The 16136-nt window shown below is 76.5% G+C and carries 15 protein-coding genes; 5 read left to right on the top strand and 10 right to left on the bottom strand.

Features of this window, described 5'->3' with window-relative positions:
* Position 1 precedes the first annotated feature (1 nt).
* The gene (locus JIG38_RS17775; protein WP_199424576.1) at positions 2–1654 is read left to right on the top strand and encodes an LCP family glycopolymer transferase; all 1653 of its coding nucleotides are present in this window, start codon (positions 2–4) and stop codon (positions 1652–1654) included.
* Positions 1655–1681: 27 nt separating this feature from the next.
* Here JIG38_RS17775 and JIG38_RS17770 read toward each other — a convergent pair whose 3' ends face one another.
* From JIG38_RS17770 to JIG38_RS17760, 3 genes are all read right to left on the bottom strand, one after another.
* Complete coding sequence (locus tag JIG38_RS17770) at positions 1682–2752, bottom strand: DUF808 domain-containing protein (RefSeq protein WP_199424577.1); 1071 nt, start codon at positions 2750–2752, stop codon at positions 1682–1684.
* Between the two features lie 142 nt (positions 2753–2894).
* Positions 2895–4070: a PQQ-dependent sugar dehydrogenase gene (locus JIG38_RS17765; protein WP_307844951.1), complete on the bottom strand. Its 1176-nt coding sequence runs from the start codon at positions 4068–4070 to the stop codon at positions 2895–2897.
* Positions 4067–4858: an SDR family NAD(P)-dependent oxidoreductase gene (locus tag JIG38_RS17760; RefSeq protein WP_199424578.1), complete on the bottom strand. Its 792-nt coding sequence runs from the start codon at positions 4856–4858 to the stop codon at positions 4067–4069. The genes JIG38_RS17765 and JIG38_RS17760 overlap by 4 nt, the downstream gene beginning before the upstream one ends.
* Positions 4859–4967: 109 nt before the next feature.
* Here JIG38_RS17760 and JIG38_RS20460 point away from each other — a divergent pair, with 109 nt between their 5' ends.
* Together JIG38_RS20460 and JIG38_RS17755 are read left to right on the top strand one after the other, a co-directional pair.
* Positions 4968–5654 (top strand): TetR/AcrR family transcriptional regulator, encoded by a 687-nt coding sequence (locus JIG38_RS20460; protein WP_233405062.1) that lies wholly within the window; start codon positions 4968–4970, stop codon positions 5652–5654.
* Positions 5655–5740: 86 nt separating this feature from the next.
* A complete protein-coding gene (locus JIG38_RS17755; RefSeq protein WP_307844952.1) occupies positions 5741–6793 on the top strand; it encodes an FAD-dependent oxidoreductase in 1053 nt (350 codons plus the stop codon).
* A 19-nt stretch (positions 6794–6812) separates the two neighbouring features.
* Here the strand turns inward: JIG38_RS17755 and JIG38_RS17750 are convergent, their stop codons facing one another.
* Complete coding sequence (locus JIG38_RS17750) at positions 6813–7280, bottom strand: MarR family winged helix-turn-helix transcriptional regulator (protein ID WP_199424579.1); 468 nt, start codon at positions 7278–7280, stop codon at positions 6813–6815.
* A 55-nt stretch (positions 7281–7335) separates the two neighbouring features.
* On the opposite strand from JIG38_RS17750, the gene JIG38_RS17745 reads away from it, so the two are divergent.
* Together JIG38_RS17745 and JIG38_RS17740 are read left to right on the top strand one after the other, a co-directional pair.
* A complete protein-coding gene (locus tag JIG38_RS17745) occupies positions 7336–8283 on the top strand; it encodes an alpha/beta fold hydrolase (protein ID WP_233405063.1) in 948 nt (315 codons plus the stop codon).
* 100 nt (positions 8284–8383) lie between these two features.
* Positions 8384–9037 (top strand): class I SAM-dependent methyltransferase, encoded by a 654-nt coding sequence (locus JIG38_RS17740; RefSeq protein WP_199424580.1) that lies wholly within the window; start codon positions 8384–8386, stop codon positions 9035–9037.
* On the opposite strand, the gene bla is transcribed toward JIG38_RS17740, so the two are convergent.
* The 6 genes from bla to nirB form a co-directional block, all read right to left on the bottom strand.
* On the bottom strand, positions 8988–10070 hold the full coding sequence (gene bla, locus JIG38_RS17735; RefSeq protein ID WP_307844953.1) for a class A beta-lactamase: 1083 nt from the start codon (positions 10068–10070) through the stop codon (positions 8988–8990). The genes JIG38_RS17740 and bla overlap by 50 nt on opposite strands.
* Positions 10071–10163: 93 nt before the next feature.
* Positions 10164–10844 (bottom strand): DUF6803 family protein, encoded by a 681-nt coding sequence (locus JIG38_RS17730; RefSeq protein WP_199424581.1) that lies wholly within the window; start codon positions 10842–10844, stop codon positions 10164–10166.
* Between the two features lie 223 nt (positions 10845–11067).
* A complete protein-coding gene (locus JIG38_RS17725) occupies positions 11068–11781 on the bottom strand; it encodes a sirohydrochlorin chelatase (protein WP_199424582.1) in 714 nt (237 codons plus the stop codon).
* Positions 11778–13061, bottom strand: coding sequence for a uroporphyrinogen-III C-methyltransferase (gene cobA / locus JIG38_RS17720; RefSeq protein ID WP_199424583.1), 1284 nt, complete (start codon positions 13059–13061; stop codon positions 11778–11780). Before cobA ends, JIG38_RS17725 begins: the two co-directional genes overlap by 4 nt.
* A complete protein-coding gene (nirD, locus tag JIG38_RS17715; protein ID WP_199424584.1) occupies positions 13058–13387 on the bottom strand; it encodes a nitrite reductase small subunit NirD in 330 nt (109 codons plus the stop codon). Before nirD ends, cobA begins: the two co-directional genes overlap by 4 nt.
* On the bottom strand, positions 13384–15957 hold the full coding sequence (nirB, locus tag JIG38_RS17710) for a nitrite reductase large subunit NirB (protein WP_199424585.1): 2574 nt from the start codon (positions 15955–15957) through the stop codon (positions 13384–13386). The genes nirD and nirB overlap by 4 nt, the downstream gene beginning before the upstream one ends.
* Positions 15958–16136: the final 179 nt, after the last annotated feature.

Below are 16136 nucleotides of genomic sequence, written 5' to 3'. Positions count from 1 at the left end.
GATGAGGCCGCCCCCCGGGGACGCGCCCGACGCCACGTCGGGCCGGTTCGGCGTGCTGGTCGTGGGCGGGATGAACCTGTGCCGCTCCGCCGCCGCCGAGCGGCTCCTGCGCGCCGGTCTGGAGGGGGCGCCGGGCGCCGACGCGATCGACGTCGCGAGCGCGGGGACGCACGCGGCGCTCGAGCAGCCGGTGCCCGAGCCGCTCGTCGAGCTCCTCGCGGCGACGGGTGCTCCGGCGGACGGGCACACGCCCCGCGAGCTGACCATCGAGCTCGTCCAGGACGCCGACCTCGTCCTCACCGCGAGCCGCGAGGAGCGCGCCGAGGTGGTCCGCCGCGTGCCGGCGGCGCTGCGGCGCACGTTCACCCTCCCCGAGCTCGCGCGCGTCGCGCGGTCGCTCGGGCCCGAGGCGCTGCCCGACGGCGACGCGCTCGAGCGTCTGCGCGCGCTCGTCGGGGCGGCGGGGCCGCAGCGCGGGCGGACGGCGCCGCTCGACCCCGTCGAGGACGACGTCCCCGACCCCTTCGGTCACGACCGCCGCGCCTACGACGAGACGTTCGCCGAGCTCACGGCCGCCGTCGGAGCGGTCGTCGCCACCGTGCGTCCCGTGCCCGGGCCCGAGTCGGACGAGCCGCCCGTGGTCGTCCCGCCGCGACCGGCCGTGCGCCGCCGCCGCCGGCGGCGCGACGTCGCGCTCGTCGTCCTCGCGTCGCTCGTCGTCCTGGTCGTCGCCGTCACGACCGCCTCGCTCGTCGCGCTGGACCGCCTGGACGACCGCATCGAGCGCTTCCCCGACCCGTTCGCGGGGCTGCCGTCCCGGCCCGCGCCGGCCGAGCCCGAGGTGCCCGCCGGCGAGCCGGTCGCCGAGCCCGTGACGATCCTCGTGCTCGGCTCCGCGGACGACGTCGGCTCCGGTCCCGAGGCCTGGGCGGAGGCCGCCGAGGTCACCGACGTCGTCCTGCTCGCGCGCGTGGCCGCGGACCGGGAGAGCGCGCAGGTCGTGGCGCTGCCGCCGGACCTCGCGGCGGGCGACCCTGCCGCGGGCGACGACGCCACGCTGCGGTCGGCGTTCGCCGAGGGCGGGCCGGCCGGCGCCGTCCAGGCCGTCGAGCAGGTGACCGACGTGCGCGTGGACCACGTGGCGCTCACGGACGCCGCGACGTTCGCGCGGCTCACCGACGCGCTCGGCGGCGTCGACCTGGCGGTGCCCGAGGCCGTCGTGGCGGGCGGACGCGTCGTCGTGCCCGCGGGCGAGCACCGGCTCTCCGGGGAGCAGGCGCTGCTCCTGGTCCACGGCTCGGCCGACCAGGGCTCGCGCCCGCTGCGCGCGCTCGCCTGGCTCGAGGCGATCCTCGACCGCGTCGCCGACGACGACGTGCGCGGCAACCCCACGAGCTGGCCGCTGCTGCTCGACGTCGTGTCCGGCTCGGTCGCCGTCGACGAGGGCCTCGACCGCGCGACGATGGTCGGGCTGCTCGCGAGCCTGCGTCAGCTGCGGCCCGACGACGTCGACGTCGTCGCGGCGCCCACGAGCGAGGCGGCCGGCGGCGAGGACGTCGTCCTGCCGGACCCCGCCCCGTTCGCCGCGCTCATGGAGGCGCTGCGCACCGACACGGTCGGCGAGCACGTCGACACCCTCGAGGCGTCGGGCTGACCCCCGGGTCCCGCGCCCCGGACGGCGCTAGTGCGCGGGGCCGGGCCCCGGCGCCTCGGTGTCGCTGCGGCTCGCGGCGCCGTGGCCTGCGATGTCGTCGTCGGCCGCGGCGCCGTGGCCTGCGGCCTCGTCGTGGGCCGCAGCGCCGTGGGCGGCGGCGTCGCCGTGGCCCCCGCGGCGCGGGATGACGTGCATGACGGCGACGACGACCGCGCCGACGAGCAGGCCGATGACCGCGGAGGCGAGCGTGTTGACGAGCCACGCGAGGAAGCCGCCGATGCCGCCGACGTCGTGCACGGCCTCCTCGAGGTGGTGCACGAGCTCGTAGGGCGCGTGCCAGCCCAGCTCGTCGACGCCGACGAGGAGGATGTGGCCGCCGACCCACAGCATCGCGACGATGCCGACGGTCGAGAGCACGCTGAGGACCTTGGGCATGGCGCGGACGAGCAGCCGGCCGGCGGTCGCGACGCCGCCGTGGCGGGTGCGCGCGAGCCGCAGGCCGATGTCGTCCATCTTCACGATGAGGGCGACGACGCCGTAGACGAGCACGGTGATGCCGAGGGCCACGACCGCGAGGATCACGGCGCGCGAGACGAGCGGCTCGTCCGCCACCTCGTTGAGCGCGATGACCATGATCTCGGCCGAGAGGATGAAGTCGGTGCGGATCGCGCCCGAGACCATCGTCTTCTCGGTGTCGGGGCCGACGGCCGCGGCCGGGACGGCCTTCGCGTGCTTGGAGTGCCCGCTGACGAGCTCCCAGATCTTCTCCGCGCCCTCGAAGGCGAGATAGGTGCCGCCGATCATGAGGATCGGTGTGAGCAGCCAGGGCAGGAACTGGCTGAGCAGCAGCGCCGCGGGGAGGATGAACAGCAGCTTGTTGCGCAGCGAGCCGACGGCGATCCGCCGGACGATGGGCAGCTCGCGATCGGGGGTGAACCCGTGCACGTAGCGCGGCGTCACGGCCGTGTCGTCGATGACGACGCCCGCCGCCTTCGCGCTCGCGCGACCGGCTGCGGCGCCGACGTCGTCCACCGAGGCCGCGGCGAGCTTCACGAGCGCGGCGACGTCGTCCAGGAGCGCAGCAAGACCGCCGGGCATCAGATCTCCCTCATGAGCTCACGTGTCAGGTGACGGGCGGCGGGGGCCGCCGGCCGGTCGTCGCCGGCGCCGTCACGCGGCAACACTACGGGCCGTCGATGGCGTCCGCGCGAGGGGCCCACCGGGCGCCGGGCCGGGCTGCTCAGCTCTCGACGAGCTCGACACGCAGGATGCGGTCGTCCCCGGGTCGGGGCTCCGTGCCGCCCCACGTCGCCCCGTCCGTGTTGGACGTGACGACCCAGAGCGAGCCGTCGGGCGCGACCTCGACCGTGCGGAGGCGGCCGTGCTCACCGGCGAGCCAGGCGACGGGGTCCCCCGTCACGCGGGGCCCGTCGACGGGGACCTGCCACAGGCGCTGCCCTCCCAGGGCCGCCGTCCACAGGGAGCCGCGCGCGTAGGCGACGCCCGACGGGGACGCGTCGTCCGGGTGCAGCGTGACGAGGGGAAGCTCGCCGTGGCCGCCGACCGTGCCCTCCGACGCGGGCCACCCGTAGTCGACGCCGGGCCGCAGGACGTTGACCTCGTCCCACGTGCGGTGCCCCAGCTCGGACGCGTACGCGGTGCCGTCGGGACCGAACGCGATGCCCTGGACGTTGCGGTGGCCCGTCGAGTAGACGGGCGTGCCCGAGGGGTTGTCCGCGGGCACCGAGCCGTCGGTCGCGATCCGCAGCACCTTGCCGTTGAGCGAGTCGGGCGTCGCCGCGTTCTCGGGCTCGAAGGCGTCGCCCGTGCCGATCCACAGGTGACCGTCGGGCCCGACGACGACGCGGCCGCCGTGGTGGCGGTCGGCCGTCTGGATGCCGTCGAGCACGACGCGCTCCAGGCTGAGCGAGCGCAGGTCCTCGCCGACCCGCAGCGCGACGACCCGGTTGGTCGGCGCCGAGGAGACGTAGGCGTAGAGCGTCCGGTCGTCGGCGAAGCCGGGCGAGACCGCGATGCCGAGCAGCCCTCCCTCGGCGCTGACCTCGACCCCGGGCACCGTGCCGACGACCCGGGCGGGGGTCCCGTCGCCCCGCACGTGGAGCACCTCCCCCGTGGACCGGCTCGAGACGAGAGCCGTCCCGTCGGGCAGGAAGGCCAGGCCCCACGGCATGACGAGCCCGCTCGCGACCTCGGCCACGGCGCCGGGGACGACTCGGGCGCCCGCCGCGGACGCGGGCGCGGCGGACGCGCTCGGGACCGGCGTCGGCCCCTCGGCCGGCGTCGGCGGCGGCGTGCACCCGGCGAGCCCGCCGCCGACCACGACCGCGAGCGCGACACCGGCGACCCGGCCGGGTCGCGCACGTCCGGCGGGGCGGCGCCCGTCCACGCCGCTCACAGCCGCTGCCCGCCGGAGATCTCGATCCGCTGCCCGGTGATCCAGCCCGTCCCTCCGGTGAGCAGCGCCGCGACGGCGGCACCGACGTCGTCGGGCAGGCCGGGGCGCCCCATCGCGGTCATCGAGGCGACCGCCTGGTTGACGGCCGGGTCGTCGCGCACGACGCCGCCCGCGAAGTCGGTCTGCACGGCGCCCGGCGCGATGGTGTTGACGGCGATGCCGCGCGGGCCGAGCTCGAGCGCGAAGTAGCGCGCGAGCGCCTCGACCGCCGCCTTCGCCGCCGCGTACGCCCCGTACCCGCCCGGCAGCGTGAACCGCGTGAGCCCGGTGGACGTGAACAGGATGCGGCCGCCGTCGCGGATCGTCGGCAGGAGCGCCTGGGTGAGGAACAGGGGTCCGCGGACGTGGATCGCGAGCAGCTCGTCGAGCTCGGCCTCGGTGGTCTCGGCGAGCGGCCGGTGCAGCCCGGTGCCCGCGTTGTTGACCAGGTGGTCGACGGTGTCGCGGCCGAAGCGCTCGGGAAGGACGTGCGCCAGCTCGTCGACGAACGCGGGGATGCCCGCGGTGGTCGACGTGTCGAGCGGCAGCGCGACGGCGCGGCGACCCGCGTCCTCGACCTCGCTGACGGCGGCGCGCGCCTCCGCCTCGTTGCTGCGGTAGGTGAGCACGACGTCGACCCCGGCCTGCGCGAGGTGGCGGACGCTGCTGCGGCCCAGCCCGCGGCTGCCGCCGGTGACGAGCGCGAGGAGGGCTGCGGACGAGGGTCGGGCGGTGGTCGTGGCGGTCATCGTGGCTCCTTGGTATCGGCGATAACATCAACGTTACCGAATCGCCGATACCTGTCAAGAGTTAGCGTTGGCAATATCAGGGGGAGCCAACGGTGCTACCGTGCGGCGCATGCCGACGACGACGCGCGACCGCATCCTCGAGGCGGCGACGCGCCTGCTCGACGAGGGAGGGCCGGACGCGATGTCCACGCGCGCCGTGAGCGCGGCGGCCCGCGTCCAGGCGCCCGCGATCTACCGGCTCTTCCGCGACAAGCAGGGCCTGCTCGACGCCGTCACCGAGCGGGGCTTCGAGCAGTACGTGGTCGCGAAGACCACCCGCGAGCGCGCCGAGGACCCGGTCGACGACCTGCGCCGTGGCTGGGACCTCCACCTCGAGTTCGGCCTGACCCACCCCGCCGTCTACACCGCGATCTACGGCGTCCCGCGACCCGGCGAGCCGTCGCCGGCCGTCCGGCGCTCGGACGAGATCCTCCTGGGCATCGTGCGCCGCATCGCCGCGGCCGGCAGGCTCCGGGTCGACGAGGCGACCGCCGCCCGCGTCGTGCAGGCCGCCGGCCGCGGCACCACGCTGCTGCTCCTCACGCAGCCGCCCGACGAGCGCGACCTGCACGTCGCCGAGGTCACGCGCGAGGCGGTCGTCGCCGCGATCACCACGGACGCGGCACCGGGCGCCGGCGCCGAGCCCGTCGCCGTCGCCGCCCGCACGCTGACGGCCGCCCTGCCGGGGCTGACACGCCTCACCGAGCCCGAGCGCGCACTGCTGGCCGAGTGGCTCGGCCGGATCGCCGAGGGCTGACGCCGCCTCCGTCGTCGCCGCGCCTCCGGTGCGCTGATGCCGCGGAAGAGTTCCCCGCGCACCGGCGTTGCCCCGACGTGGAGCCCGTGCTGCAGTCCGTCGTCGTCGGGGCCGGGCAGGCCGGCCTCTCCGCGGCGCACCACCTGCTCCGCCTGGGCCTGCGCCCGTGGACCGACGTCGTCGTCCTCGACGCGAACCCCGCACCCGGCGGCGCGTGGCAGCACCGCTGGGACACGCTCACCATGGCCGACGTCCACGGCGTCGCCGCGCTGCCCGACGACGCCCCACCGCCGACCTCGCGCGAGCGCGCGAACGCCGTCGTGCCCGCGGTCTTCGGCGACTACGAGCGGCGCCAGGGCCTCCCCGTGGTGCGCCCGGTCCGCGTCGACCGCGTCGAGGACGACGGCGCCGGGCTGCTGCGCGTCACGGGGTCCGGGCGCACGTGGACCACGCGGACGCTCGTCAACGCGACGGGCACGTGGGAGCGGCCGTTCGTCCCCGCGGTCCCGGGCGCCGGCACGTTCGCCGGACGGCAGCTGCACACCCGCGACTACCGCGGGCCGGACGAGCTCGCCGGCCTCCACGTGGTCGTCGTCGGCGGCGGGCTCTCCGCGGTCCAGCTCCTCGCCGAGCTGAGCGAGGTCGCGTCGACGACCTGGGTCACGCGCCGCGAGCCCGTGTGGCGCACCACGCCCTTCACGCCCGACGAGGGACGCGCCGCCGTCGCGCTCGTCGAGGAGCGGGTGCGGCAGGGTCTGCCGCCGCAGAGCGTCGTGAGCGTCACGGGACTCATGCTCCGCGCGCAGGAGCGCGCGGCTGCCGCACGCGGCGTGTACGCCGACCGGCGGCCGATGATCTCCTCGATCGAGCCCGACGGCGTCGTCTGGCCGGACGGCAGCCGGCAGCGCGCCGACGCGATCCTCTGGGCGACGGGCTTCCGGCCGGACGTCGGCCACCTCGCGCCGCTGCGCCTGCGCGCGGCCGCCGGCGGCATCCGCCTCGACGGCACGACGGCGGTCCGCGACCCGCGCGTGCAGCTCGTCGGCTACGGGCCGTCGGCGAGCACGATCGGCGCGAACCGCGCCGGCCGCGTCGCCGCGCGCGCGGTCCTCGACCGGCTCGGCGCCGTCGCGGCCTGAGCGTGCCCGCGGCGGCTCGTCAGAGGTCCTGCGCGACCCATCCCGGGGCCTCGAGCCGGACGGGCGTGTCCCCGACGACGACACGGAGCTGCTCCTCGAGGAGGGCGAGCGCGTCCGCGCCCAGGGTCGCGGCGAGCTCGCGGTGGAGCCGGTCGAAGACCGCCTCGCCCTCGCGCATGACCTCGTGCCCCAGCGGCGTCACCTCGAGCCGCTTGCGGCGGGCGTCGCGGGGGTCGGGGGCGGTCGCGACGTAGCCGCGGTCCACGAGCACGGCGATCGTCTTCGCGGCGGCCTGCTTGGAGACCGACAGGCTCCGGCCGAGCGCCGACGCGCTGTCCGCGCCCGCGACGATCGCGCGCATCGCGAAGTCGTGGACCGGCCGGACGTCGTCGTACCCCCGGTCGGCGAGCTCACGGACCACGGCGTCCACGAGGGTGCGGTAGCTGCCGAGCAGGAGCAGCGCCAGCTCGGCGCCGGATCGGGACATGAGGCTCAGGCTACGGCCGCCGCCCGATCGACATCCGTCAACCAGGTTGTCTATAATGGTCAACCAGGTTGTCTTCAAGGAGGTCGTCATGGTCGTCCAGCAGCAGTCCCACGTCGAGGGGCTCACCCACCACCGGGCCGCAGTCAACGGCACCGAGCTGCACTACGTCTCGGCGGGGTCGACGGGCTCGCCGGTCCTGCTGGTCCACGGGTTCCCGGAGACGTGGTGGGCGTTCCACGAGGTCGTCCCGCGCCTCGCGACGCGCCACCGGGTGGTCGCGGTCGACCTGCGGGGCTTCGGCGACTCGTCGCACGGCGACGGCCCGTACGACAGCGCGACGTCGGCCCAGGACCTCCACGAGCTCGTCGCGCACCTCGGTGCCGGGCCCGTGCACCTGCTCGCGCAGGACATCAGCGGCGGCACGGCCTTCCGCCTCGCCGCGACCCACCCGGAGGACGTCCGGAGCCTCACCGCGGTCGAGATGGGGCTCGCCGGGTTCGGGCTCGAGGCCTTCGCCGACGTCCGGGCCGGCGGCTCGTGGCACATCGGCGCGCTCGCGACCCCGGGCGTCGCGGACCTGCTCTTCCCCGGGCGCGAGGAGGAGCTGCTCCGCCGCTGGGCGTTCGGGCCGCTGACCGCCACGCCCGACGCCGTCGGTCCCGACGACGTCGCCGAGCTCGCGCGCGCCTACGCGGTCCCGGGCGGCTGGCGCGGCGCGTCCGGCCTCTACCGGTCGATGCTCACCGAGGGCGACGAGCTCCGTGACCTGGCGGCGACCCGGCCGCTGACGATGCCGGTGCTGGCGGTCGGGGCGGGGGGCGGCCCGTTCACGGCGGCGACCCTCGCCCAGGTGACGCGCGGCGAGGTCGCGCAGGCCCAGCTCGACGGCGTCGGGCACTACGCCGCGCTCGAGGCGCCCGACCGGCTCGCGGCGGCCGTCCTGGAGTTCGTCGCCCGGGTCGACGCGGCGACCGCGCCGCCGGCGCCGTCCTCCCAGGGGTGAGCCCGGGGCCCGTCGTGCGCTTGCCGTTCCGGCAACGGGACTTGTCACCGGGGCGCCGCGGCGCGCACGCTCCCGGCATGGGACCGAGACGAGCCGCCCGATGACCGCGCACGAGCACCGCCCGACCGAGGACGAGGCCGCGGCCCTGTTCGAGCCGCACGGCTGGGAGGAGCGGTACTCCGGGGACGCGCCCGTGTGGTCCGGGCGCCCCAACGCCCAGCTCGTCGCCGAGGTGACGCCGCTCGCGCCGGGCACGGCGCTCGACGTCGGCTGCGGCGAGGGGGCCGACGTCGTCTGGCTCGCGCAGCAGGGCTGGCGCGTCACCGGGGCCGACTTCTCCGCCAACGGCCTGGCGCGCGCGGCGCGCCACGCCGCGGCGGCCGGTGTCGCGGACCGCGTCGACTGGTGGCAGGTCGACGCCCGCGCCTTCGACGCCGCCGGCAGGACGTGGGACCTCGTGACGACCCACTTCCTGCACCCGCCGGACGGCGGCATGGTCGCCACGACGCGGCGCCTCGCGACGGCGGTCGCCCCGGGCGGGCACCTGCTCGTCGTCGGCCACGCACCGTCTGACGGGCACACGCAGCTCACGAGCGCGCACCGCCGCGCGATGTTCCTCGCCGAGGACCTCCTGCCGGGCCTGCCCGAGGGGTTCGAGGTGCTCGTCGTCGAGCAGCGACCGCGGACCGTCACGCGCGACGGCGTCACGCACGACGTCGACGACTCCACGCTCCTCGCCCGGCGCACCGCGTAGCGGGCCCGGCGGGGGGCGTCGCGCAGCGGGCGGGCGGCGGGCGGCGGGCGGCGGGCGGCCGGCGGCGGCGCGTCAGCCCGCGGTCAGCGCCTGCACCGCCTGGGCCGCGGCCTCGGCGACGAGCCGGTCGTCCCCGCTCGGCGTCGGGTACGCCGCGGTCCGACATGACGGCGACGACCACGGGCGACCCACCGGGAGGCCAGGCCACCGCGACGTCGTTGCGGGTGCCGTAGCCGCCGGTCCCGGACTTGTCCCCCACCACCCAGCCGGCGGGCAGGCCGGCGCGGACGAGCGTCGCGCCCGTCTGCGACCCCACGAGCCAGTCCCGCAGCACGCCCCGCTCCGCCTCGTCCAGCACGTCTCCGAGGACGTAGGCACGGAGGTCGCCGGCGAGGGCGCGCGGCGTCGTCGTGTCGCGGTCGTCGCCGGGCACCGCCTCGTTGAGGTCCGGCTCGACGCGCGACACCACGGTGACGTCGTCGCCCAGGGCGGTCAGCGCGGCGTCGAGCCCCGCCGGACCGCCCAGGACCTCGAGCAGGAGGTTCCCGGCCGTGTTGTCGCTGCGCGTGACGGCCGCCTCCGCCACCTCCCGCAGGCTGAGGGTGCCGCCCACGTGGGCCTCGGTCACCGGCGAGGACGGGACGAGGGCGGCGGTCTCGACGCGCACCTGCTGCTCGAGGCCGGCGACCCCGACGAGGTCGAGCACCGCCCCGGCCGCGAGCGCCTTGATCGTCGACGCGTACGCGAAGCGCTCGTCGGCGCGCCAGGTCACGGTCGCGCCCGTGCCCGTGTCGACGACGTGGACACCGACGCGCGCACCGAACTGCGCCTCGAGCTCACGTAGGTCGAGGGCCCGTTCGGCCGGCGCCGACGGCGGGGCGCCCGGCGACGGATCGTCCGGGGCGACGGACGTGCTCGGCGGGGCCGGCGCGGGCGACGGCCCCCCGGGCACCGGTCCGGCGCACGCGACGAGCCCGGCGAGCACGACGGCGGTCGTCGCCGCGGCCGCGCGGCGCGTCAGGTCCGGGAGCACCCGCCCATCCTCCGCGACGCACGCGCGCGCCGTGCGCAACTCCGCGGTGACGACCGCCGGACCGCCCCGCGTCAGCCGGGGCGCGACCCGGGCTCAGTGCGTCATGCCGTCCATGCGCGCGCCGTCCTCCATGACGTGCGTGGGGTCCCACCCGGCGACGGCCGGGTCGAGCATGCCGGCGATCATCGCGACGTGGGCGACCACGAGGAACAGGCCCACCAGGGTGGCGTGGACCTTGAGGCGGCGCTGGTCGTCCCACGCCGCGCCCACGACGCGCGTCTCGAGCAGGCTCATGCCGAGCAGCGGGACGATGCCGAGCAGGTAGAACCCGACGGCGACGACGTCGACCCACCCACGCCAGCCGCCGCCCGTCGTCAGCGGGACGACCGCGTTCTTGGTGAGGTAGACGACGACGCCGAGGAAGTAGAAGCCGGAGACCAGGCCGGCGTACCGGTTGAGGCCCGCGACGACCGGCGGCACGGTGCGGCGGAAGAGGATCGCCAGCTCGGTCACGGCGATCGTCTCGGCCAGGACCACGGGCACCGCCATGAACAGCAGCAGGTTCCACGGCTGGTTCGCCGCGAGCAGGCCCATGTAGTGCGTCGATCCCATGTCCTCCCCGGCCGGCCAGGCCGGCAGCAGCAGCGCGACGACGGCGATGGCCAGGAGGACGGCCGTCACGACGGCGATGCGGCTGCCGCGCCTGCTCGTCGGGGCCAGGGGCGTGCCGGCCGTGCCGGCCGTGCTGGGTGCGGTGGGTGCGGTGGCGACCATGGGAGTCCTCCGTCGTGCGCGCCGGGCTGTCCGGCGCCACCTCACCGTCGACGGCGCAGGTCGAGGTCGTGCTGAGGAACGATGAAGAACGCATGAAGCCCGCGGGTCGACCGCCCGCGCACCGCGGCCGACGGGACCAGGGGCCCAGGCCGGCCGCGGTCGGGTCGCGCGGGACGCCCGAGCCGGCCACGACCGCCGCAGCGGCGACCGTCAGGGGCGACCGTCAGGGCTGGGGACGTCGGGCGCGCTCCTCGTACCGGTCCAGGGCGATGTGCGCGAGGAGCGGGTGCGGCGCGAGCGGTGCCGTGACGGCGTCCGCGCCGGCCCCGGAGAGCAGGGAGTGGAAGAAGCCGGGCGCGAGCAGGTAGCTCGCGAGGACGACGCGCGTCGCTCCCCCGGCGCGCGCCTGCGCGACCGCCTCCGGGACCGACGGGCCGCTCGCGGCGCAGTAGCCGACGGTGACCGGGCCGCTGTGCCGCTGCGCCAGCCACGCGTGCACCTGCTCGACGTCGTGCCGGGCGCTGGGGTCGCTCGACCCGGCGGCGGCCAGCACGACCGCGTCGCCGGGCCCGACGTCCACCTCCGTCAGACGTTCGTGGAGGACGTCGACGAGGCGCTCGTCGGGCCCCAGGTGGCGCGCGGCCGCGGCCCGCGGTGCGCGGACGGCCGCGCCGATGTCGTGGCGCACGTGGACCCCGGTCGACAGGAGGAGCGGCACGACGACCACGCCGGGAACCGGTCCGGCGCCGCCCCCCGGGCCGGTCAGGGCGGCGCTGACGACGTCGGCGACCGCCGGCGCCTCGACGTCGACGTGGGCGGGCCGCACGTCGAGCTCGGGGCGCAGGGCACGGATGTCGTCGACGATCCGACGGATCGCCGCACGCCCGGCAGGGCTGCGCGTCCCGTGCGAGCACGCGACGAGGACCGGCGCCGTCATGCGGGGGCGCCGACGAGCTCGCGCGTCCGGTGCGCCTCGACCGGCCCGTCGGGCGGGCCGGCGGCGAGATCCGGGACGAGCAGGTCCTCGCGGGCCACGCCGCCGACGACGACGACGCCCGGCGAGCGCACGCCCTCCTCCGCGCAGACCCGCGCGATCTGGTCCAGGCGGGCCCGGACGGTGCGCTGCTGGGGGAGCCCGGCGTGGGAGACGACCGCCGCGGGGGTGGCCGGGTCGACGCCCGCCGCCGTCGCCTGGGCGGACAGCCGCGCGAGGCCGGCGACACCCATGAGGACCACCACCGTGGTGTCGGTGCTGGCGAGGGCGGCCAGGTCCGCAGGCCGCAGGTCCCCGTGCCCGTTGACGACGTGGACGCGGTCGGCCGTCCCGCGGTGGGTGACGGGGATGCCGCCCAGTGCGGGTGCCGCGACCGCGGTCGTGACGCCGGGGACCACGGTGACCGGGACACCGGCGCGCCGGCACGCGAGGACCTCCTCGCCGCCGCGACCGAACAGGAACGGGTCGCCGCCCTTGAGGCGCACGACGCGCCGGCCGGCGCGGGCGTGGCGGACGAGGATCTCCTCGATCTCGCCCTGGGGCACCTGGTGGGCCCCCGGGCTCTTCCCGACGTGGACGACCTCCACCTCGTCCCCGAGCTCGGACAGGACCGACGTCGGGCCGAGCCGGTCCGCGACGACGACGTCGGCCTGGGCGAGCAGCGACCGGGCGCGCACCGTCATGAGGTCCGGGTCACCCGGTCCCCCGCCGACGAGCGCCACGGACCCGGGCGCGAGGGTCCCGCCGGCCCGGTGCCGACGGGCGCTGAGCGCACCGGTGAGGAGGAGGTCGGCGATCGCGTCCCGGAGACCCGCCGCGCGTCTGGGGTCGGGCGCGCCGGCGGAGGTGACGCCGACGACGACGTCGCCCGTCGTGGTCGTCGCCGGGAAGCGGGCGCTGCCGGCCTCGGACCGGGAGGCGACGACGCAGAACGTCCGGCGCTGCTCGGCCCACCGGGCGACCTGCGCGTCGACGACCGCGTCGCCGGTGCACGTGTGCACGAGCCACGCGCCGTCGACGTCGGCCTCGACGACGCGCCGCTCCACCAGCTCCACCCGCCCGGTCGCGGCGAGTGCGGCGACCTCGGTGGTCGCCACCTCCGTCACCACGACGACCCTCGCGGACGCGGCGACGAGCGCAGGGAGCCGACGGGCGGCCACCTGCCCGCCGCCGACGACCAGCACCCGGCGCCCGGTCAGGTCCAGGCCCACGAGCGTGGTCACGGCGACACCTCGACCGTGCCGCCGACGACCCGCACGGCGTAGGTGCGCAGCGCCTGGGGCGCCTTGCCGGCCGCGTCCAGGCACTCCCCGGTCACGAGCGACCACACCTGCTTGTACATGGGCGAGGTGACCGTGGGCTCCTCGCCGGCGCTGCCGACGATGCCGCGCGCGAGGACGTTCGCACCGGAGAAGGGGTCCTTCTGCTGGACGGCCATCACACGGTCGTCGGCGAGGCGGAACACGGCGACCTGGTCACCGTCGACGAGCGCGGCGACACCGCGCTCCGGGACGAGGTCGGCGAGGCCGCAGACGGGGGTCCAGCTCACTTCGGCACCTCCAGCGTGCGGGCGATGACGGGGTCGTGGTGGCCGGCCTCGCCGGGACGGGCCGGGCGTGCCTGGCCGCGCTCGGGGGCGTAGCGGAGGTCGGGGTCGTGCTCGCCGGGCGCGTTGACGAAGGCCTCGAAGCGACGCAGCTTCTCGGGGTCCTCGAGGGTCGCGCGCCACTCGTCGGCGTAGCCCTCGACGTGCTCGACGACGATCGCGTCGAGCTCGGCGCCGATGCCGAGCGAGTCCTCGACGACGACGCGCCGCAGCTCCTCGATGCCGCCCGGGTAGTCCGCCACCCACGGCGCGGTGCGCTGGAGCCGGTCGCCGGTCTGGATGTAGTGGGCGAGGAAGCGGTCGATGACCTGGACGAGCCGGTCGTCGTCGAGGTCCTCGGCGAGGAGCTCGGCGTGACGCGGGGTGAAGCCCCCGTTGCCTCCGACGTAGACGTTCCAGCCCTTCTCCGTCGCGATGACGCCGACGTCCTTGCCGCGCGCCTCCGCGCACTCGCGGGCGCACCCGGAGACGCCGACCTTGAACTTGTGCGGCGTGCGCAGGCCGCGGTAGCGCAGCTCGAGCCGCACGCCCATGCCGACGGAGTCCTGGACGCCGAACCGGCACCACGCCTGCCCGACGCACGACTTCACCGCGCGCAGCGACTTGCCGTACGCCTGCCCGGACTCGAACCCGGCGTCGACGAGGCGGCGCCAGATCGCCGGCAGCTGGTCCATCCGGGCGCCGAACATGCCGATGCGCTGGGCGCCGGTGATGCGCGTGTAGAGCCCGAACTCCGCCGCGACCTGCCCGATGACGACGAGCTTCTCGGGGGTGATCTCCCCGCCGGGTACCCGCGGGACGACCGAGTACGTCCCGTCCTTCTGCATGTTCGCGAGGAGGTGGTCGTTGGTGTCCTGCAGGGCGGAGAGCTCGCGCTCCAGCACGTGCCCGGCGCCGACCGAGGACAGGATCGAGGCGACGACCGGCTTGCAGATCGCGCACCCGCGCCCGGTGCCGTGGGCGGCGACGATCTCGGTGAACGTCCGCAGGCCGCCGTCGCGCACGAGCGCGTACAGGTCCGCGCGCGGCATCGCGAAGTGCTCGCACATGGCGCGCGAGACGGTGATGCCGGCCTTCTCGAGGGTCCCGTTGACGATCTTCGTCAGGAGGGGGACGCACGACCCGCACACGGTGCCGGCCTTCGTGCACGCCTTCACCGCGCCGACGGTCGTGCAGCCGTGGTCGGTCACTGCCGCGCGGACGGTCCCGGCCGAGACGTTCGCGCACGAGCAGACGACGACGTCGTCGGGCACGTCGCCGCCCGGCGCCGGCGCGGCTCCCTCGGTCGCCAGGAACGCCGACGGGTCCGCGCCGAGAGGGCGGCCGAGCAGCGGGCGCAGCGACGCGTACAGGCTCGCGTCGCCGACGAAGACGCCGCCCAGGAGCGTGCGCGCGTCGTCGGAGACGACGATCTTGCGGTAGGTCCGCGCGACGGGGTCCGCGAGCGTGACCTCGAGCGCCCCGGGGGTGAGCGCGAAGACGTCGCCGAAGCTCGCGGCCTCGGCGTCGACGCCCTTGAGCTTGGTGCCCTCGGGCGCCGGCCGGTAGGTGCGGGTGCCGCCGAGCAGCTGGTCGGCGACGACGTCGGCCATGAGGTTGCCGGGAGCGACCAGACCCACGCACTCGCCCTCGAAGGACGCGCACTCCCCGATGGCCCAGACCGCGGGGTCCGACGTGCGGCACGTCGGACCGACGACGACGCCGCCACGCTCGCCGATCGCCAGGCCGCTCTCGCGGGCGAGGCGGTCCCGGGGGCGGATGCCGGTCGAGAAGATGACGACGTCCGCAGCCAGGCTCTCGCCGGACGACAGGTCGAGCGTGGCCACCGACCCGTCGGGACCGGCCCCGAGGCGGGTCGCCGCCGTCCCGGTACGCACCTCCATGCCGAGGCCCGTGACGAGGACGCGCAGGGCCTCGCCGCCGCCGTCGTCGAGCTGGACGTTCATGAGCCGGTCGGCGAACTCCACGACGGTCGGGGCCGCACCGAGCGTCTGCAGCGCGGCCGCCGCCTCCAGCCCGAGGACGCCGCCGCCCACGACGGCACCGCACAGGGGCCGCCCGAGCTGCTCGCGGCGCCGGCCGACCCAGTCCTGGATCGCCGTGACGTCGGCCATCGTCCGGTAGCTGAAGACGCCGGGCAGGTCGGTCCCCTCCGTCCGCGGGGTCCACGCCCACGAGCCGGTGGCCAGGACCAGGGTGTCGTACGGCTCGACGCGGCCGGAGCGGGTCGTGACGGTCTGGGCGTCGCGGTCGAGGCGCTCGACGCGGTCCCCGGTCACCAGCTGCACCCGCGGGTCGTCCCAGACGGCCGGCTCCATGGCCAGCGCCTGCGCGTCGCGGCCCGAGAAGAACTCGGAGAGGTGGACGCGGTCGTAGGGCAGGCCGGGCTCGTCCCCCAGGACGGTGAGCTGCCACGCGCCGTCGGGCGAGCGGGTGGTGAGCTGGTCGGTGAGGCGGTGCGCGACCATGCCGGCTCCGACGACGACGATCCGGCCGAGGGCCCTGGCGGTCATGGTGCGTTGCTCCCGAGGTGGTGGGTGGTGAGGGCGGTCGAGACCGCCGTGACGAGTTTTCCCGGCGCTCGACGTGAGAACTCGGGCCCTAGGGCCCGGACCCGCCGGCGTGTGCCGGCGGGCCCCGGCCCGGCGGCGACGCGTCAGCTGGGGTTGGGTGCGCCCGGGCGGGCGTAGTA

The sequence above is a fragment of the Actinotalea solisilvae genome (assembly GCF_016464425.1).
Taxonomy (GTDB): domain Bacteria; phylum Actinomycetota; class Actinomycetes; order Actinomycetales; family Cellulomonadaceae; genus Actinotalea; species Actinotalea solisilvae.
The sequence above is the reverse complement of the archived record's forward strand: the minus strand, read 5'-3'. Positions and strand labels throughout refer to the sequence as shown.

Excerpts from the sequence above, each read along its gene's own strand:
- JIG38_RS17745 (WP_233405063.1), top strand. The coding sequence starts at position 7,336 with ATGGTCAACCAGGTTGTCTTCAAGGAGGTCGTCATGGTCGTCCAGCAG.
- JIG38_RS17760 (WP_199424578.1), bottom strand. The coding sequence starts at position 4,858 with ATGACCGCCACGACCACCGCCCGACCCTCGTCCGCAGCCCTCCTCGCG.
- JIG38_RS17775 (WP_199424576.1), top strand. The coding sequence starts at position 2 with ATGAGGCCGCCCCCCGGGGACGCGCCCGACGCCACGTCGGGCCGGTTC.
- JIG38_RS20460 (WP_233405062.1), top strand. The coding sequence starts at position 4,968 with ATGCCGACGACGACGCGCGACCGCATCCTCGAGGCGGCGACGCGCCTG.
- JIG38_RS17725 (WP_199424582.1), bottom strand. The coding sequence starts at position 11,781 with ATGACGGCGCCGGTCCTCGTCGCGTGCTCGCACGGGACGCGCAGCCCT.
- JIG38_RS17770 (WP_199424577.1), bottom strand. The coding sequence starts at position 2,752 with ATGCCCGGCGGTCTTGCTGCGCTCCTGGACGACGTCGCCGCGCTCGTG.
- JIG38_RS17750 (WP_199424579.1), bottom strand. The coding sequence starts at position 7,280 with ATGTCCCGATCCGGCGCCGAGCTGGCGCTGCTCCTGCTCGGCAGCTAC.
- JIG38_RS17730 (WP_199424581.1), bottom strand. The coding sequence starts at position 10,844 with ATGGTCGCCACCGCACCCACCGCACCCAGCACGGCCGGCACGGCCGGC.
- nirB (WP_199424585.1), bottom strand. The coding sequence starts at position 15,957 with ATGACCGCCAGGGCCCTCGGCCGGATCGTCGTCGTCGGAGCCGGCATG.
- JIG38_RS17740 (WP_199424580.1), top strand. The coding sequence starts at position 8,384 with ATGACCGCGCACGAGCACCGCCCGACCGAGGACGAGGCCGCGGCCCTG.